14 protein-coding genes, 6 tRNA genes and 1 other annotated feature are annotated in these 18,804 nt (G+C 42.7%); of the genes, 6 read left to right on the forward strand and 14 right to left on the reverse strand.

Annotated elements, in window-relative coordinates:
• The first annotated feature begins 19 nt into the window (after positions 1-19).
• Positions 20-1,239, forward strand: a protein-coding gene (locus F895_RS01915; protein ID WP_107114716.1) for an IS3 family transposase whose coding sequence is annotated in 2 segments (ribosomal slippage) — positions 20-296 and positions 296-1,239 — 1,221 coding nt in all. Because the reading frame shifts where the segments join, the coding sequence is not laid out codon by codon here.
• Positions 295-411, forward strand: a sequence feature (AL1L pseudoknot). (Overlaps the previous gene by 117 nt.)
• Here the strand turns inward: F895_RS01915 and F895_RS01910 are convergent.
• The gene (locus F895_RS01910) at positions 1,236-1,415 is read right to left on the reverse strand and encodes a hypothetical protein (protein ID WP_005244037.1); all 180 of its coding nucleotides are present in this window, start codon (positions 1,413-1,415) and stop codon (positions 1,236-1,238) included. The genes F895_RS01915 and F895_RS01910 overlap by 4 nt on opposite strands.
• The gene (locus F895_RS01905) at positions 1,408-1,941 is read right to left on the reverse strand and encodes a PAAR domain-containing protein (RefSeq protein ID WP_005244039.1); all 534 of its coding nucleotides are present in this window, start codon (positions 1,939-1,941) and stop codon (positions 1,408-1,410) included. Before F895_RS01905 ends, F895_RS01910 begins: the two co-directional genes overlap by 8 nt.
• Before the next feature lie 240 nt (positions 1,942-2,181).
• Here F895_RS01905 and F895_RS01900 point away from each other — a divergent pair, with 240 nt between their 5' ends.
• Both F895_RS01900 and F895_RS01895 read left to right on the forward strand, forming a co-directional pair.
• On the forward strand, positions 2,182-4,719 hold the full coding sequence (locus tag F895_RS01900) for a PepSY domain-containing protein (protein WP_005244041.1): 2,538 nt from the start codon (positions 2,182-2,184) through the stop codon (positions 4,717-4,719).
• Between the two features lie 122 nt (positions 4,720-4,841).
• The gene (locus tag F895_RS01895) at positions 4,842-5,627 is read left to right on the forward strand and encodes a YdcF family protein (RefSeq protein ID WP_005244043.1); all 786 of its coding nucleotides are present in this window, start codon (positions 4,842-4,844) and stop codon (positions 5,625-5,627) included.
• A gap of 21 nt (positions 5,628-5,648) precedes the next feature.
• Here the strand turns inward: F895_RS01895 and F895_RS01890 are convergent, their stop codons facing one another.
• From F895_RS01890 to F895_RS01850, 9 genes are all read right to left on the reverse strand, one after another.
• Positions 5,649-6,131 carry a DUF2750 domain-containing protein gene (locus tag F895_RS01890; protein ID WP_005244044.1) on the reverse strand — a complete coding sequence of 161 codons (483 nt, stop codon included), beginning with the start codon at positions 6,129-6,131 and terminating at the stop codon, positions 5,649-5,651.
• Between the two features lie 87 nt (positions 6,132-6,218).
• Positions 6,219-6,294, reverse strand: a tRNA-Val gene (locus F895_RS01885).
• A 139-nt stretch (positions 6,295-6,433) separates the two neighbouring features.
• A tRNA-Asp gene (locus F895_RS01880) sits at positions 6,434-6,510 on the reverse strand.
• 39 nt (positions 6,511-6,549) lie between these two features.
• Positions 6,550-6,625 (reverse strand) — tRNA-Val (locus tag F895_RS01875).
• A gap of 101 nt (positions 6,626-6,726) precedes the next feature.
• Positions 6,727-6,803 (reverse strand) — tRNA-Asp (locus F895_RS01870).
• A gap of 43 nt (positions 6,804-6,846) precedes the next feature.
• Positions 6,847-6,923: transfer RNA gene (locus tag F895_RS01865), tRNA-Asp, on the reverse strand.
• A 23-nt stretch (positions 6,924-6,946) separates the two neighbouring features.
• Positions 6,947-7,022: transfer RNA gene (locus tag F895_RS01860), tRNA-Val, on the reverse strand.
• A gap of 157 nt (positions 7,023-7,179) precedes the next feature.
• Positions 7,180-7,695: a cell wall-recycling L,D-carboxypeptidase ElsL gene (elsL, locus tag F895_RS01855; RefSeq protein WP_005244045.1), complete on the reverse strand. Its 516-nt coding sequence runs from the start codon at positions 7,693-7,695 to the stop codon at positions 7,180-7,182.
• A gap of 396 nt (positions 7,696-8,091) precedes the next feature.
• Complete coding sequence (locus tag F895_RS01850; protein WP_005244046.1) at positions 8,092-8,457, reverse strand: YbaN family protein; 366 nt, start codon at positions 8,455-8,457, stop codon at positions 8,092-8,094.
• A gap of 100 nt (positions 8,458-8,557) precedes the next feature.
• On the opposite strand from F895_RS01850, the gene F895_RS01845 reads away from it, so the two are divergent.
• The 3 genes from F895_RS01845 to dapE all read left to right on the forward strand — a co-directional run bounded on the left by F895_RS01845 (position 8,558) and on the right by dapE (position 10,939).
• Positions 8,558-9,430, forward strand: a complete 873-nt coding sequence (locus F895_RS01845) for a DUF1853 family protein (RefSeq protein ID WP_005244048.1) — start codon at positions 8,558-8,560, stop codon at positions 9,428-9,430.
• 108 nt (positions 9,431-9,538) lie between these two features.
• Entirely contained in the window at positions 9,539-9,682 is a 144-nt protein-coding gene (locus F895_RS01840; protein WP_168926886.1) for an entericidin A/B family lipoprotein, read from the forward strand.
• A 123-nt stretch (positions 9,683-9,805) separates the two neighbouring features.
• Complete coding sequence (gene dapE, locus F895_RS01835; protein WP_005244050.1) at positions 9,806-10,939, forward strand: succinyl-diaminopimelate desuccinylase; 1,134 nt, start codon at positions 9,806-9,808, stop codon at positions 10,937-10,939.
• Between the two features lie 48 nt (positions 10,940-10,987).
• On the opposite strand, the gene F895_RS01830 is transcribed toward dapE, so the two are convergent.
• The 3 genes from F895_RS01830 to F895_RS01820 all read right to left on the reverse strand — a co-directional run bounded on the left by F895_RS01830 (position 10,988) and on the right by F895_RS01820 (position 18,779).
• Entirely contained in the window at positions 10,988-11,443 is a 456-nt protein-coding gene (locus F895_RS01830) for a hypothetical protein (RefSeq protein WP_005244051.1), read from the reverse strand.
• A 13-nt stretch (positions 11,444-11,456) separates the two neighbouring features.
• The gene (locus F895_RS01825) at positions 11,457-16,541 is read right to left on the reverse strand and encodes an Hpt domain-containing protein (RefSeq protein ID WP_005244053.1); all 5,085 of its coding nucleotides are present in this window, start codon (positions 16,539-16,541) and stop codon (positions 11,457-11,459) included.
• A 153-nt stretch (positions 16,542-16,694) separates the two neighbouring features.
• Positions 16,695-18,779: a methyl-accepting chemotaxis protein gene (locus F895_RS01820; protein ID WP_005244055.1), complete on the reverse strand. Its 2,085-nt coding sequence runs from the start codon at positions 18,777-18,779 to the stop codon at positions 16,695-16,697.
• Between the last annotated feature and the right edge of the window lie 25 nt (positions 18,780-18,804).

Genomic DNA, 18,804 nt, shown 5'->3' on the forward strand with positions numbered 1-18,804 from the left:
ATTCTGAGAGACTATTCCGATGAAAAAACCAAACTATACCCCCGAAATTAGAGAAAGAGCGGTTCAATTACTAATTGAATCTGAAAAAGATTATCCATCGAATTGGGCAGCAGTTTCCGCAATTGCTCCTAAAATTGGCTGTACTCCTGAAACACTTCGTGTTTGGTATCAAAAATACTTAGATCAACAAAATCCCGCCAAAGTACAACAGGTATCTGACCAAGAAAAAATGAAGCAAATGGAACGTGAAATTAAAGAATTAAAACGTGCCAATGAAATTCTACGTAAAGCAGCCGCTTTTTTCGCCCAGGCGGAGCTCGACCGCCCACACAAATAATGGTGGATTTTATCCATAACAATAAGGCGTTATATGGTGTTGAAGCGATTTGTAGAATTTTACCGATTGCAGCTTCGACCTATTATCGGGCTTTAGATTTCGTTGATAACCCAGAACATCGAGCGAAACGTGCTCTGCATGATTTACATCATGCAGAGCAAATCAAACGTATTTGGAAAGAAAGTTCAGGTCGATATGGTGTACGTAAAGTTTGGCAAAAATTGAAACGTGAGGGTTATGTTATTGCACGTTGTACAGTTGCTCGATTGATGCAAAAGCTAGGTATACAAGGTGTTTGGCGTGGTAAGAATAAACAAACCACCCGTAGCCGAGATGATCAAAAACGAGCAGATGATTTAGTGAAACGGAATTTTAGTGCTGATCGACCTGACCAATTATGGGTCAGTGACTTTACGTATATTCAAACACATTCAGGCTGGGTCTATACCGCCTTTATTATTGATGTGTTCTCACGAGCAATTGTTGGATGGAAAGTATCTACACGGATGAATACAGATATGGTGCTCGATGCATTGGAGCAAGCATTGCACGATCGAGGCATGCCAAAGAATGTGATTCATCATTCCGATAGAGGTGTTCAATATCTTTCTATTCGCTATACCAATCGTTTAGATGCTGCAAATTTACGAGCATCAGTCGGTACGACAGGTGATTCATACGATAATGCTCTGGCTGAAACGGTGAATGGCTTATACAAAACAGAGGTGATTGAATATTTAAAAGCAGATTGGCAAGGTTTAGCAGATGTACAACTTGCGACACTAAACTGGGTAGATTGGTTCAATAAAAAGCGTGTACACAGTGCACTGGGTTATGTATCGCCTTTTGAGTTTGAAGCAATGTACTATGATAAGATTAACCCGTTAGGTCAGGTGGCCTAACTTAAATAAAAAAGTCTCCGACAAACCCGGTACGGTTCACAATAGCAAATTGCCTTACAGATCACTTCTTTGTCTTGTGGGTCCAGTTGATCATTTCCAATAGCAACAACTTTAATTGTTTGAAGTTGAGCAGGTGCCGTTTTTAATGTTCCAAGAGGTTTTCCTTGTTCAGCCATTGTCTAATTCATCCACTAAATTGAGATGAATTTCTTGCTCAGAAGGCGTATAAATCCAATCAGTAAAGCCTTGATCATCACTTGCATACATCGTACTGGTACCATCAGCTAAAGTGACTCTTACACGACGATTCGTAATTGGTTGTCCTGTATTTTGATCAACCAATTGAAACCGCCCTGTATGATCTTCAGGTGGTGGTACTGTATCTTCACCTTCATCATTAGGATTCCCCATCAGTTGAGAACCAAAGGGTGAGCTTGGGTCTACAACCACCAAAAATGAACTTGGAAGGAGGGTTGCACCACATGCCGTTTTCATCGTAGCCAAAGCGACAGGATTACCATCAGGCAGGATAAAGTTTTCTGCGCCTTCAGAAATTGGGAACACACCTTTACATTTAGGACAGGCGACCATATAGCCTTTGCCCGCCATGCCAATACCATTAATTGAAATACTTGGGTGTCCTTGTATAACCACACCACCATGATCTGTCTTGCATCCTTGCACAATTATAGCCAGAGGCATATAGATATTCTTATCATTGTTTTTAATTTAACTAAATTATAAACAATAAAAGCCACCTGTATACAGACCAATCAGTTTTACTAGTAAAAATACGTAACCAATATCCAAGGTGATATAAATTTTTATACCCATAAAATAAATGAGAATCAAAATCAATATTACCTACAAAATCCATATTATGTTCTTATTCTTGGGTTATAATTTTTTACATGAATTCCATTATCTTTTCATTTTTTGACCATGTTTAAAAAAGTTTTCTTTCAGATCCATTGGTTTTTAGGGATTACCGCAGGGCTGATTCTCTCTTTAATGGGAGTCACGGGTGCAATCTACTCATACGAACCGCAAATTCTAAAGTGGATCAACCAAGACAGCTATGTCGTTGAAGTTGCTCAAACACCTAAACTTAGCCCTGCCCAGCTGTATCAACATTTCAATCAGCAACAACCCGAGATTGAAATTAACAGCATTACTATCGCTTCAGACCCCACAGTCTCTTCTACCGTCAATATTAAAAAAGAAGGTGCACGTCGTGGCTACAATATGATGGTTAACCCTTATACCGCAGAAGTCCTACCCGACATTAAGGGGCGTGACACGCTGCAATTTATTCAGCGTTTGCATCGTAATTTAACCGCAGGTGAGTTCGGTGCGCAGATTACTGGCGCATCTACATTGATGCTGATTTTCTTTGTTTTGAGTGGGCTTTATCTACGCTTTCCAAAGAAACACACTTTTAAACAATGGTTCTTTATTAAACCCAAACTGAAAGGCCGTAATTTTATTTGGGATCTGCATGCTGTAGTTGGAACTTGGGTAGTGGTGTTCTATCTGCTCTTTGCATGTACTGGCTTATATTGGTCTTATGACTGGTGGCGTGCCGGCATGTTCAAAGTCATGGGCGTTGAACAACCACAACGCAATCAGCATAATAATGAACGCGGCAAAGATAAACCACCAGAACTGGCCAAAGCACAGGTCAGCACCATCCTGACGCAAACATGGACTGGAGTAAATGCACAGATCGGCCGTGAATACTCAAGCTTGACCCTGAATATTCCAAAACGTGAAGATGCTAAAGTTGAGCTTTCCTTTGTTGATGCCATTCCTCAGCATGAGCGCGCACGCAATCAAGCGGTCTATAACTATCAAGAAAATAAATTTGAAAAGTTTGAACTGTATGAAGACAAAAAGCTCAATGAAAAAATCATGAGCAGTATGCTGCCTGTACATCGGGGTAGCTTCTTTGGTTCAACCTATCAATTTATTGCCATGCTGGCTTCATTGGCAATGCCACTGTTCTTTATAACAGGCTGGATGCTCTATCTAAAACGTCGCAAGCAGAAGAAACTCACTCTCGCAGCCCGTCAATCACTCAGCGCACAGCCAATTGATCCGAATGCCAAACCTTGGCTGATTACTTATGCATCGCAAACAGGCGTGGCTGAACAATTGGCTTGGCGTACAGCAACCAGCTTGCAAGAAGCGCAGCAGCCAACCACAGTCAAACCGATTCAACAATTGACGGAGCAAGACCTTTTACAAGCAGTACAGGTTTTATTTGTAATCAGTACCTATGGCACAGGTGAAGCACCCGATCTTGCCGCCAGTTTTAGCAAAAAACTGATGCAACAAGACCTCGACCTCAGCCAAATGCAATATGCAGTGCTTGCGCTGGGATCAAAAGAATACCCAGATAGCTATTGTAGCTTTGGTTATGCTGTTGATACGTGGCTAAAACAATGCAAAGCCCAAGCATTATTTGACTTAATCGAAGTCGATAATGCCAATGCCAACGATATTCAACGCTGGAATCAGGCCCTTTCAGTCGTGACCAAGCATGAACTACATGCCATGAATATCGAGAAAGTGTTTGATCAATGGACTCTCGCTAAACGCACATTGCTCAATCCGAATAGCTTAGGACAAGCCGCCTATAACATCGAGCTCAGCTCAACTTCAGATATGACTTGGCATGCAGGTGATATTGCGGAGATACAACCAGCCAATAGTTTAGCTGAAATTCAAAATTTCTTGATCCAATATCAAATTCCAGCAAACAGTCTGGTTGAGTCATTGAGTCAAACAATTGAACAGCTGCTTTGGGATAAGAATTTACGGGTCGAGATCAAACCTTTCAGTACGCTTGAATATTTATTGGAACAACTTCCAAGCTTACCGACACGTGAATATTCGATTGCCAGCATTCCTTCGCAGCAAATATTACGACTGGTGGTTCGTCAACAACAGGATGAACAAGGTCAACTTGGTCTAGGTTCAGGTTGGCTCACGGAGTTTGCCCAACTAAAACAAACAATTGCTCTGCGTATTCGCACCAATGAATCTTTCCATCTGATTGGCGATAACCGTCCAATTATCTGTATTGGTAATGGAACAGGCATTGCTGGACTCATGAGTTTATTACAGCAACGGAATCGACAAAACTATACCGCCAACTGGCTGATCTTTGGTGAACGTCAACGCGAACGTGATTTCTTCTATCAGGAAACCATTCAAGCTTGGTTAAACATGGGGAGCTTGCAACGTTTGGACCTCGCCTTTTCCCGCGACCAAGAACAACGTATCTACGTACAAGATATCTTACGCAGCAATGCCGATGAATTGCTAAAATGGATTGAGCAAGGCGCCGTAATCTATGTTTGTGGCAGTATTGAAGGCATGGCAAGTGGGGTCGATCAAGCGTTGAATGATATTCTCGGCGAGGAAACAGTAGATGAATTAAGGCAGGCGGGACGTTATCGTCGCGATGTTTATTAATTTTGTCCGATCTAAAAAACGAGTGCTAGTCACTCGTTTTTTTCATCAGACCATAAGAGAATTTGCCTTTCTCAGAATTTTGCATACACTTAGCACGATTCAAATCGACTACAATTAAGATTATGCAAATAAGTTCATGGGTTCGTATTGTTTTAGCCCTTATCGGTTCAGTCTTGTTCTTAGATGGCGCCATTCTCATCGCCTTTAAGAAGATTCATATCGGAACAGTACTCCCCTTACTGCTTGGTCTATTTTTCTGTCTTTACGCTTATTTTTATTATCATATTGAGCGTTTCTTTTTCTATCATTTTCGCCTGCACTCGATTTGGCGCTTTGGCTGGCTGTGCTTCTGGATCTGGGTTGTTAGCTTAGGCTATTTCTTTGATTATCTTTCTCACAATAATACTCAAGCGCAAACCATCTCTCCTGTTAAGGCTATTATTGTATTGGGGAGCGGTATTGAAAATGGGCAACCTTCTGCGACGCTGGCCAAACGACTGGATCGTGCTGCCCCGATTGCTTTGGCTCAACCACAAGCTAAATTGGTGATGACGGGCGGTATTGATTTTGGCGAAACCCAGAGTGAAGCCATCGTCATGTCAAACTATGTACAACAGCGCTATCAGATTCCTGCCTCTCAAATCATTTTGGAAGATCAAAGCACCAGCACCGAACTTAATCTTAAAAATAGCCAGCAGTTATTGCAGGCACAACAGATTAGCATTCAACAGCCGATTGCAATTGTGACCAGCGATTTCCATACCTTACGTGCAGCAGCCATTGCCAAGAAACAAGGCTATCGCGATATTACCATGCTTGGTGCAAGCACACCTTTGGCAACACGCTACAACGCATGGTTAAGAGAATACTTCGCCTATGCCAGTGGTTGGCTACTCAATGAATATTGATTGAGGACGCTCCTCCCGATCTCAAGATGATGCTGAGTTATGCAAACGAATATCGCGTGGTAACGGAAGTTTTAGCTCAGCAAATACATCTGGACGTTGCAAATAGATTTGGTACAGAAAATTATTAATATCCAATAATAAAGCATCTGGGGAAACCAAGATATTATTTCCTTCCGGGGTCAAGTCCAGAGATAAAATCGTATTATTTTCTTTTAGAAAGGGAATTATTTTTTCAATAAACGCCAATAAGGAGACTTCCTGAATCTCATATTGCACCCAATTGTCTTTAATCAATAACTTTGCCAAGCTTTTACTCTGCCAAACCGATAAAGCATGCTGGCCAGATGGTGTTGAGCATAGTGCCCAACCGTCATGATAGAGCGCAATCACCTGACGCTGTATAATAATATTTTGAATAAATTGACGATAGCTCTCTTTGAGCGAAGAATTGACGGGGGTAGCTTGAGATTTCGACGCAGCCTTGCGTTGATAAGGGTTTCTCATAGAGTAAGTCTTATTAGAATCATTATTAATGCTAATAATAAAATAACTTAGTCTTGATTACAACAATGAGGAATTCGAGGAGAAATATGGTGGGCGCTGACGGGATCGAACCGCCGACATTCTGCTTGTAAGGCAGACGCTCTACCAACTGAGCTAAGCGCCCTGAGCGAGGATCAACAAAGCGAAGCTTTGTCTGAGCGCAAGAGAAAAATCTTTGATTTTTCTAATGGCATCTCGTATCAGAGATCAAGTATAAAGATACTTGTTAAAACTAACATTCTCTTAAAATGATATCAAGAAAATGGCGCAGCGGACGGGGCTCGAACCCGCGACCCTCGGCGTGACAGGCCGATATTCTAACCAACTGAACTACCGCTGCACGGTATTACTTCCAAACAGAAGTAAGTGTCACAAATTATGGTGGGCGCTGACGGGATCGAACCGCCGACATTCTGCTTGTAAGGCAGACGCTCTACCAACTGAGCTAAGCGCCCTGAGCGAGGTAACAAACTTAAAGTATAACTTTAAAATCTGTCTGAATATCAAGGATGTTAATCCTATCTAATCAACTCTAGCTATTCTTGCAATCTTAAAGTGGCGCAGCGGACGGGGCTCGAACCCGCGACCCTCGGCGTGACAGGCCGATATTCTAACCAACTGAACTACCGCTGCACGATAATTTTGCAATCACAGCAAACGACGATTAAAACTTAAGTGGCGCAGCGGACGGGGCTCGAACCCGCGACCCCCGGCGTGACAGGCCGGTATTCTAACCAACTGAACTACCGCTGCACTTGAGTCTTAACGTAAAGGTTTGGTGGGCGCTGACGGGATCGAACCGCCGACATTCTGCTTGTAAGGCAGACGCTCTACCAACTGAGCTAAGCGCCCTTAACGTCTTCATCGTTTGTGAGGTGCATTATAGAGAATCTTTACAGCCTGTCAAACGCTTTTGCCATTCTTTTCCAAAAAAACCGCACGAGTGATTAAAAAATAAGTAATTCCTTGAAAAAACCTACATTTCCGTATTTTATTTAAGCACTTATTGCTATTTTCTTAGCTCATTTTCGATGGCATGTTCTGAGATATAAACCAGCGCTTGCTCAGAAACGAGTCCAAATAGTTCGAGAATTTCATCATTCTTCATTCGAATACACCCATGCGACATGGGAATCCCCATCGGTTCTGTATCGGGTGTCCCATGAATATAGATATAACGCTTAAACGTGTCGTGCCCTTCTCCATGATTAAAGCCTTCCTCTAAACCATCCAGCCATAAAATTCGCGATAAGATCCAGTCACGTTGCGGGAATTGCTGAGCCAATTGCTGGTCATAGACCTCCCCTGTGGGCTGACGTGCAATAAATACGGCATTTTTAGGTGCATCCTCACCAATCTTTTGTGCGACCTGATGCCAACCTCGAGGCGTTTTCCCGCTATTCTCCTGTTCACCAATACCGTTCTTCCCAGAAGAGATCACATAAAATTTATTCTGTTTTGGCAAATGTAATGTTTGTTGTGCTAAATCAATGACAATATCTGCCTGATCTAAGGTATAGCTCATTTTTATCTCAATAACGGATGGAACAACTTCATTTCAACATAGACGGGCGCTTTTTTCTTGTACTTTTCCGTAGTTTTAATCATGGGTGAGTTTTAAATATAAGTATAAACGCACAACCCTTGTATTTTTTCTCATTGCCAGCCTTTATTTCATCTCTTGTATTAAAGCCTATTCTTATTGTTGCGAAGTTTTAGTCGCTCGCAGCAAATAGCGATATTTGGCGCAAGGTCTTGCGCATGAGAAATACATTTCGCAAGAGCGTTGCTTTAAGTTTGTTTATCCTCGCCACTCGCAGCATAGCTGCTCGTCTTGCGCTTCGGGCAAAGCGTTGCTTTGCTTAACTCGCCACTTGCAGCATAGCTGCTCGTCTTGCGCAGCTAAAAAGCGTTGCTTTTCTTAACGCTGCTCAGGCTCGGGGCGTAACCACAACCATACCGCAACAATAAACATGGTGACATCGGTAAAGACTTTGACCCAAAATGGCGCATTGGTAAACAGCATCAAAATACCGCTAATCAACATCATGATACTGGCAATCCATTTTGCCTTACGTGGCACAGTGCCATGTTCACGCCAGTTGCGTAAGGTCGGACCATATTTAGGATGATTGAGTAACCACGCATCCATTTCAGGCCAACCTTTGGAAGCAGCCCATGCGGCAAGAATCAGAAATACTGTCGTGGGCATTCCCGGTAAAATCGCCCCAATGATTCCCAACGTAATAAAAAATACGACCAAACTACGCCAGAACAAAGTTTTCATTGAGCCATTAACCAACACCTGTTTACAACCGTGCTAGTATAAAGCGTTTTTAGTGTCGTTTCTTAAACTTAACCTATTATTTCAATGATTGAGTGACTTCATGTCTAAGATGATTGCCACCCCTTGCTATTTTGAGCCGTGGTTACAGTTTAAGCACCCCATCGTACGACATTTAGCATTTTGTATTGCCAGTCCGAATATTTTGGCTCAAATTCCACCTGATTTAAACATTAAGCATCCTTTTGAGCTTCATTCAAATCAGAACTGGCTAGATCACTATCTAGGTTATGAAAACCGCTTAAAACAACTTGATCAGCAGCCCCAACCCTTAATTGATTTTCTGGCGCAACTCAAAAGTACTCGGCTTGGTTTGCGTTTTGAAAATCTATTGTGGTTTTGGTTATTAGATGACGCTTATCATCCGTACCAGCTCCTTGGACATAGTATTCAAAAAATTGCAGGTGCTATCACATTAGGCGAACTTGATTTTTTACTGCTTAATCAAGACACTCAAGAAGTAGAGCACTGGGAAGTGGCTTTAAAATACTACTTAGGTGAATGCGAGCTAGATTTAGCACAGTGGTATGGACTGAACCGAGAAGATACTTTACAGCGTAAATTAAAACATTTTACCGAGCGTCAGTTCCAGTTTACTGAAGCAAATCATCATCAGATCCAACGCAAATTTGCGGTGATGAAGGGACAGTTATATCTTCCAGCAGAATCCCACCACCTCAACCTGCCTTGCTGGATTAACACCTCAAGGCGTTTAGGTCATTGGGGCACTGATCTTCCTGAAACAGCTTATTATCGCTTACAGCGGCATGAATGGCTTTGTCCCGATCGGTACCCCACTTCTGAAACAGCAGTCTGGTGGAGCAATGGTCTTTATTATCAGGATTCACCGACTCCTGTGTTTTATATGTTTCGCCAGCCCTCATTATTGTTTAGCAAACCTAAACAAACTCATTAGTTCATAGAGTAACATTTTATAACACATTTACCATCAAACCCTTATGTTCATTTAATGCTAAATTTTTTAGCCTCTTAAGTACATCATAATTACATTTAAACGGAGAAGATGATGAAAAAAATCTTAGTTGCTTCAATCATGACTGCTTTTGTTTTAACTGGTTGTAATACATTTAAAGGTATCGGTAAGGATGTATCTAAAGCTGGTGACAAAGTAACTCAAACGGCTGAAAAAACGCAAAATAAAATGTAATTCGATACAACCCGCCTTACCAAACCTTATCTAGACCTAGATAAGGTTTATTTTTAATACCTTTCTCCACAATATTCCCCTATTATATCGGTTCACATTTCACCAGATTTAGCTCCATCTCGCATGAATCACTCCGATACGCTCGAACTTAGTTTACAACTCCTACGCCAACCTTCTGTCACCCCGATAGACCATGATTGTCAAAATATCATGGCAGAACGCTTAGCAAAAATTGGTTTCAACATCGAAAACATGCGCTTTGAAGATGTCGATAATTTATGGGCACGTCGTGGTACTGAAAGTCCGGTATTCTGTTTTGCAGGCCATACTGATGTTGTTCCAACGGGCCATTTAGATGCATGGAATTCCGATCCATTTTTACCGAGTATTCGTGATGGTAAATTATATGGTCGCGGTTCTGCTGATATGAAAACTGCTTTGGCTGCCATGGTGGTTGCCTCTGAACGTTTTGTGACTAAACATCCAAATCATAAAGGTTCAATTGCTTTTTTAATCACTTCTGATGAAGAAGGCCCATCGATCAATGGTACGGTGAAAGTGGTTGAGACATTGGAAGCACGTAATGAAAAAATGACCTGGTGCTTGGTCGGTGAACCATCGAGTACCAATCAACTTGGCGATATCGTTAAAAATGGCCGTCGTGGCTCACTCAATGCCGTGTTAACTGTACACGGCAAGCAAGGTCATGTTGCTTATCCACATCTGGCAGAAAACCCGATCCATACCGCATCTAAAGCCTTAAATGAGCTATGTGAAACCATCTGGGACAATGGCAATGAATATTTCCCTGCGACTTCATTCCAGATTTCCAATATTCAGGCTGGCACAGGCGCGACCAATGTGATTCCAGGCACATTACAAGTTACGTTTAATTTCCGCTACTCAACGGAAGTGACTGCGGATATCTTAAAACAACGCGTAGTCGAACTCTTGGATCAACACCACCTTCATTATGATATTCAGTGGACGTTATCGGGCTTACCATTTCTTACGCCTGTAGGTGACTTGGTCAATGCGGCAAAAACCGCGATTAAAAATGTCACGGGGATTGATACCGTACTTTCAACCAGTGGTGGCACCTCTGATGGTCGCTTCATTGCACCAACAGGTGCACAAGTACTTGAATTGGGCGTATTGAATGCAACAATCCACCAAATCAATGAACATGTGAATGTCGCAGAATTAGAACCATTGGCTGAAATCTACGAACAAATTCTAGTCGAACTACTTGCCTAAAATAAAAATGTATAAATAAAAAAGGAACTCTGATGAGTTCCTTTTTTATTATAGTCCAAGTTGGGTCTGTATATTCTGTAGATGTGGGACATAAAATCGGTTTTCCCCCATCTTCACATATTTAAACACCTTGCTATCGTCAACTTCACCTTCTTCATCGACCACTTCCGAAATACGTAAACGGATCGACTCAGGCATTTGATTGCAAACTAGGGCAAAGCGTTGTGATACATCATCTCCTTCGACAACCAGGGCCACACCTTGTTTTTGCATCGGATCATTGACCGCGTATACAGGAAGTTTTAAATCATGCCATTCAATATGATCAACATTGGTTTGAGTATCCATTGCTGACAATACAATATTTTGTGGCAACAGCATGGGTACGTTTTGATGACATTCAATAATGTATGCATCAATAAACCCCGTGGAAACCGTAATTAAATGTTGTAACTCTTGTTGGTCAATTTGTCCCAACGCCGAGTTTGCGCTTTTCTTAACCATTATTTTTTACCTCTTAGCGCACCGTAAGTAAGCTTTCAATATTCTCCAAGAGTGCTTCTTCTTGGAATGGTTTACCCATATATTGGTTAACGCCTAGTGATAGTGCACGTTCACGATGCTTCTCACCAGTACGTGATGTAATCATGATGATCGGCAAGTCGCGGTGTATTTCATGATGGCGTACCAGATTCGACACTTCAAAACCATCCATACGCGGCATTTCAATATCCAGTAACATCAGGTCTGGTTTCACGGTTTCAAGCTGTTCTATGGCATCCACACCATCTTTCGCGGTCACTACATCATAACCTTGACGCTCTAACAGACGTGAGGTCACCTTACGTACGGTCACCGAGTCATCGACAATCATAATCAAGCGACGCTCATCATAACGCTGTTTGCTATATGTCTCATCTGCCTGCTTACTCCGCGCAGTAGACTGCGCTTGTCGTGCAATATTTTGACCATCCAGAATCAAACAGACCTGACCATCACCAAGAATCGTTGCACCTGCAATCACCCCAATATTGGAGAACTGTTGCCCCACCGGTTTGACGACAATCTGTCCACGTGAACCAATCAGTTGATCAACCAACAGGGCTGTGGTTTGTCCTTGAGCACCTTTAATCAACAACACAGGTAAAGAATGAACCACTCCACTTAAGCGAGGAACAGGTTGTCCTGCAACGAACTCGGATAAGTAGCGTAAGCGATAACGTTCTTGGTCAATGGTAAAATAGTCATCCTGACTTTCAAAGTATTGTTCTAACGCCAATGGAGAGATACGAACAATACGGTCAATCTGAGCCAATGGGAAGGCAAACTGCTGATCGCCTGCTTTTACCATCAAGGCATCACTGACGGCAACCGTGGTTGGTACGCGAATGGTAAAGGTTGTTCCCTTACCCAGCGTAGAGTCGACACTGACATGACCACCCAAGGCCTTAATGTCACTCTGAACCACATCAAGACCCACACCACGACCCGAGATTTGAGTCACTTGGGTTGCCGTACTAAAGCCTGGATGGAAGATAAACTGTAGAATTTCTTCCTGATCCAGTTTCTGATCTTTGGTCATGAGGCCAGTTTGTAACGCTTTTTCTTTGATGCGGTTAACATCAATCCCTTTACCATCGTCACTGAACGTCACCACGACATCTGTCCCTTGGCGACCAATGTTCAACACAATATGCCCAGTTTCTGGTTTTTGTGCTTGTAAACGCTGTTCACGATCTTCAATACCATGGTCAATCGCGTTACGTAACATATGCTCAAATGGTGCAACCAACCGCTCAAGAATACTACGGTCCAATTCACCTTCAGTATTGTTCACCACCAGTTCTGTTGGTCGATTCAACGTCGATGCCGTTTGACGCACAATACGTTGCAGACGTGGTAATAGACGAGAGAATGGAACCAGACGGGTACGCATCAGGCTTTCTTGAATTTCAGCCTGAATCCGCGACTGTTGTAGTAATAAGCCTTCAGTATCACGTATTTTTTCAGACAGTGTCGTTTTAAAATCAACCAAATCCGAAGCCGATTCAGCAAGTGATTTGGAGAGCTGATTCAACGATGAATATTGGTCCATTTCCAGTGGGTCAAAGTCTGCATAACGTGCCTCTTCGCCACCATGACGGGCGATAATCTGGCTTTCCAACTCACCTTCCATTCGGCGTAACTGATCCGCCAAACGCTTGATTGCCAATTCCATTTCCGTCAACGTACTGCCTAACTGACCCAAATCCATTTCAATACGTGAACGGTTAATCGCATTTTCCCCTGACAGGTCAATCATCTTCTCGATGACCTCAGCAGAGACACGAATCATTTCATTGTTCTGTTCTATGCGTTCCGTGGTTTCCCACTCACCCAACATCGATGGAGGTTCAGTGCCATCCCCCTGCACAAACTCCATGGTAAATTCAGGTGTAAAGATATCTTTGGTCGAGAGCTTCTGAGGAAGTTGTGCAGATACATCGACAAACTCCATCTTCTCCAAGCTTTGTTTCAAGCCGTCAAAATTTGCATATTGACGTTTAGAGATGGCATCATTTAACCATGCCAATGCGGTATTGAGCAGGTTATCATACACATTCGAATTGAAATGATGTACACCAAATTGCTCAAAAGCATTCTCTAAATGGTAGGCGATAATCGCAATGGCATCCATTTCAGCCATACGCGCACCACCTTTCAGACTATGCGCAATACGTTGTAACTGTAGCAACAAACTACGGTTACCCCGTTGCTCAAACCATTGCTTCAATAAGCCTTGTGCTTGTTCCAGCAATTCCTCTGCTTCTTCAAGGAAGGTTTGCTCAACCAGAGAACGAACGTCATCATCCGTAGGTCCCGTCACTGTCTGCGGCAGTTGTGCCGCTACAGTATGCTCAAGAACTTCGGTTTCAACCCGCTCAGACACAGACTCAACGTCAACAGGCTGTTCATCGACCAGCGTTTCAGTTTTGATAGGCTCAGGCTGTTCCAGCGAAATCTCGACTTGGCTCGACTCAACTCCTTCAAACTCTAGTGCTGTTTCAAGCCCAGACTCAACAGAAGCAACATCCGATTGATCAGCGTGTTGCAATAATTGCACCACATGGGTCGATGGATAATCGGTGTGCTGATCACGAATGGTCTGGATACGATCCGCAATATCATCCTGTACCAAACGAATGATGGCAATCAGTTGTGGTGTCGCCTGAATCTGTTGGTTGATCAGCTTCTCATAAATGGTTTCTAATTCATGCGCAATCAAACCAATATGACGCGCTTGAATCATATTTGAACCCCCTTTTAAGGTGTGCAAATAACGCATCAGGTTTTTGAGGGCATTGATATCTTGATGATCCGTCGTCCACGTATTCAGATCCGCATCAATCCCGACCAGCAACTCATCTGCTTCTTCAAGAAAAATCTCTATCAGGTCAGGATCAAAGTCACGGTTGGCCTGATCAGACGGTAACTGCTGCTTATCCAGCGCGAGTTGCGCTGCAAATGCAGTAACATCAATCGTCGTCGTTATCGATTCAACCTTATGTGGCGTCGCAGTAAGAGCAACTTCCGTATCATCGCCTTCCATTTCGGCTGTTTTTAGTTGCTCAGGCACGGTGACTGGCACAGTTTCACGTTCAAGCTGCTCAGCAACAACTGTTGTTTTCGATAACTGCTCAAGCACAGCTAAAGTATGCGTGGCAGGATAATCCACCTGCTGATCACGAATGGTTTGGATACGATCGGCAATATCATCCTGAACTGAACGAATCGCTGTAAGCAATTGTGGTGTTGCTTGAATCTGCTGATTAATTAACTTTTCATAGAGGGTTTCTAGTTCATGCGCAATCAAGCCAATATGACGTGCCTGAATCATATTTGCTCCCCCTTTTAGGGTGTGCAAATAACGCATCAGATTCTTTAACGCATTGATATTTTGATGATCAGTTGCCCAAGTGTTCAGGTCAGTATCAATTCCGCCAAGCAGTTCATCTGCTTCTTCAAGGAAAATCTCCACAAGATCCGGGTCAAAATCACGGTTTGCTTCACTTGACTGCAATTGCTGTTTATCGAGCGCAAATTGACTGGAAAAATCCGTTGTTTGAATAGCTGAACCAGCTTTTACATGAGCTTCAGTCGCTGCTGTTTCTTCAGCTGCATCTACTTCCTCTACAACAGATATGTCATCCAAAGATTCAACATTTTGTTGTGTAAATGAACTCAACTCATTTAAAACACGTTCATGTGCTTTGGTTAAAGTGACGCGCTGTCCCGCCGCCAAGGTATCAAATAGCTGGATAAACTGTTGATGGACTTGGTGATAGAGCTCAAATGCATAATCCAAATGCAGTAAACTTGGCTTAAAAATCAGATCTTGATAGCTAGAACGCAACAGACTGGTGTATTGATACATCCCGATGGTTGCATGATGATGCGTATGCTGTAACAAGGTCTCTGTTTGTTGACTGAGTAGTTGCAGGTATTGAGGGAACTCCTGACGGGCACGACTCTCAAAATCAAATTCAACATCTAAAAGATCATTGATATTGAGTTCAAGCAACTCAGATACCAAGCCTTGCGGTCTTATTGCAGCACCATTCTTTTCTTCAAGCTGGAAATCGTAACTGTCCCATGCAACATTAAACGTCTGATAGATTTCATCGAGTTTCTGCTGTGAAGCCTGTTGTTTTAATGTATGCAAATAATCCCGTACAAACTGCGCATAATGCGTCAGCAAAGCCGTTTCATCCGAACTAGAATCCAACTCTTCTTGTAATAAGGTTTTAAATAGATTCTCAACTTTTGAGCTCGCCTCAAAAACGTGATTCACATGCGCCATGGCAGAACTGCCACGTAAGGTATGTAATGCACGAATCAAGGTATTATAATGGTCATTATTTGGGCGATCATTCTGCAAAAATTGGTCGATGGTGGCTAGATGTTCTTCGGCTTCTTCTTGGAAAATGGCCAAGGTTTCTTTAGCCAGTGCCTCATCTTCAAACGGTGCCGCCCATTCAAGTTCAGATACAGGCTCAACCTGCTGCTGTTCGAGATCAGCGGTTGCTGTTTCCTCCATCTGCTCAAGTCCAGTCATTTGCTCTTCACTGGTTAAATCAGTCGCAAGATGAAGTAATTCTGCTAAGGCTGGTTCAGGACTTTGCTGTTGTTGTAATTGCTGTCCCAACACGACCAAAGGTCTAAAGTCGATTAAATGCTGTTGAACTGCTTTAAAATCATGACAAAGTTTAAAACGATAAATATTGAACACTGTTTCTACATAACGCTGAATATCTGCATTCAAGCTAATCGTGCCTGCGATAACACGATTCAGCGTATCTTCAACTGTCCATGCCAACTCACCTGAAGATTTAGCTCCCACCATTCTTCCAGAACCTTTTAAGGTATGAAAGTGGCGGCGAATATCGCTCAACACATTCTGCTGATGTGGTTGTTCCGCCCACTGAACGAGTAATGGTTCTAACTCAACAAAGATTTCATCTAATTCTTCAATAAAAATCTCAAGAATCTCTGCATCTTGCTCAAGATAACTGTCTTCAGGAAGCGTCATCGTTTCAACTAACGTTTTTAATATTTGTTTCATAGCTGCTTCTTTCGTTTTTATCCACCAATGTGGGTAAAAATTACGTCTATCTATTACACAAGATGTAGTCCCACTGCACCATCATCTTGTTGAGATATCCAACCTCTTTAAAAATGGAAAGGCAGACACCCCCATCTGCCTTTCCAATTCGGTTTAGTCTGGTAACTTAAAGTCAGTTACAGACTCACGTAATGATTCAGCCATGTTTGCCAACTCAGATACTGAGCGCGCTGTATCAAACGTTGCTGTTGTCGTTTGTGAAGTAATTTCCTGCACGACATTCATCGTCGTAGCAATATGACTGGCTGAGGCAGACTGAAGTTTCGCTGCATCGGAAATACTTGCAATCAGTTTTGCCAAGTCACCCGATACCGTTTGAATCTCATCTAGTGCAATCCCCGCATCTTTCGCCAAGTTCGCACCACGGACAACTTCCGACGTGGTTTGTTCCATCGAGATTACAGCTTCGTTGGTATCCGTCTGAATGGTTTTTACCAGGCTTTCAATCTGCTTGGTTGCGGAAGCAGAACGTTCTGCAAGACGCTGTACTTCATCGGCTACGACCGCGAAACCACGTCCCGCTTCACCCGCCATCGACGCCTGAATCGCAGCGTTTAATGCCAAGATGTTGGTTTGGTCGGCAATATCGTTAATCAGCGAGACAATGTTACCAATCTCTTGTGAAGATTCACCCAAACGCTTAATACGTTTCGAAGTCTCTTGAATCTGTTCACGAATGTGATCCATCCCCTCAATCGAACGGTTTACCACTTGCGCACCATTGGTTGCAATTTGTACTGAACGTTGTGCTACGTCAGCAGACTCAGATGCGTTGGCAGATACTTGGTCAATTGACAATGCCATTTCGTTCATTGCCGCAGATGCCCCTGCGATTTCTTGTGCCTGATGCTCAGATGCCTCTGCCAACTGGTTGGTAATGTTCTGAGTGTCTTGGGTATAACGTGCAACTTCTTGCGAGGTATCGGTAATTCGGGAAACAAGGTCACGTAACTGATCAATCGCAAAGTTAATCGAGTCGGCAATCGCACCTGTAAAATCTTCTGATACCGTTGCATATGAACGTAAGTCACCATCTGCTAAGTCTGCAATTTCATCAAGTAAACGTAAAATCGCATTTTGGTTACGGTCATATTCATCTTGTAAGCGTGTTACGCGCTCTTTATCGGTATTACTACGTAACATCAAGAGTTGTAATACAAAGAACACCAATGCCGCTAACGATAAAATTAAAACAATAACAGCAAAGACATTGCCCCAGCCGCCTTCAGATTTATTCGATAAATCATTCAGTGAAGTAAGAAGTGCATCTGACTCGGTGAAAATTTGTGAAGATGCCTGGCGTACACGAACAATCTGATTGGCGTTTTGAAGTACTGTTGCTGCGGCAGACTTCAATACTGCATCGTAGTCAGACTTAATACTATCCACAGATTCACGTAAAGCGGCAGAACTAATTCGGTCTACACCCAGTTCAGCACTTCCATTCAACTGCGCATTTAGATACACACCAAAGGTATCAATATCGGCACCAAAGTCATTCGCCGAAACGTTTGAGTTATCTGTTCCCACCAGTACCGAGTTGATCGAACGTAAAATACGCTCGGCAATGAACACCTGGTTCTTGGTAATGATTACCTGACTACTCGGCATGTTCTCACGTACCATCTGATCAACCATCAAGTTATATTCAGCCTGAATCTCAGGAATGGTTTCACTAATCGAAATGTTGGTATCGTAAAGCTGGTTAATAACTTTTTGTTGCGATGCAATCAGGTCAATGTTTTTAGAAACATTGTCCCAAAGCCCACTCACCTTCTTGTATTCATCCGAACCTTTACCGTACACACTTTCAACAGTACTCAGGTTTTCAGCAAATTGCTTTTCAGACTCAACCAACTTCTTCATTGCTTCTGGTGTACCAGATGCAGTAGCTTCCGTTGCTTGACGTGAAATGGTTTGTGATAACAAACGCAACTCACCGAGACTACGGGTGAGTTGATTCGAACGAGGAACACTTACGAATAAGTAAATGAGGAGAATAACTGCAAGGGCCAAAGCAATTAAAGCGCGATAGATAATCGGTTTTGATTTCTCTGTTTCACCGAATAAGCGCGAAAACTGGTCAAGTTGCGTTCGAATATTATCGAAGAACGCACCGCCTTTTTTCAGCCCGGCACTATCGCCATTGCCGTTCTTTTTTTTAAGTTTAAAGCCCATATCAGCTTCTCCCCGAATACGCGTT

It is taken from the genome of Acinetobacter sp. CIP 64.2 (genome assembly GCF_000369645.1).
GTDB lineage: Bacteria > Pseudomonadota > Gammaproteobacteria > Pseudomonadales > Moraxellaceae > Acinetobacter.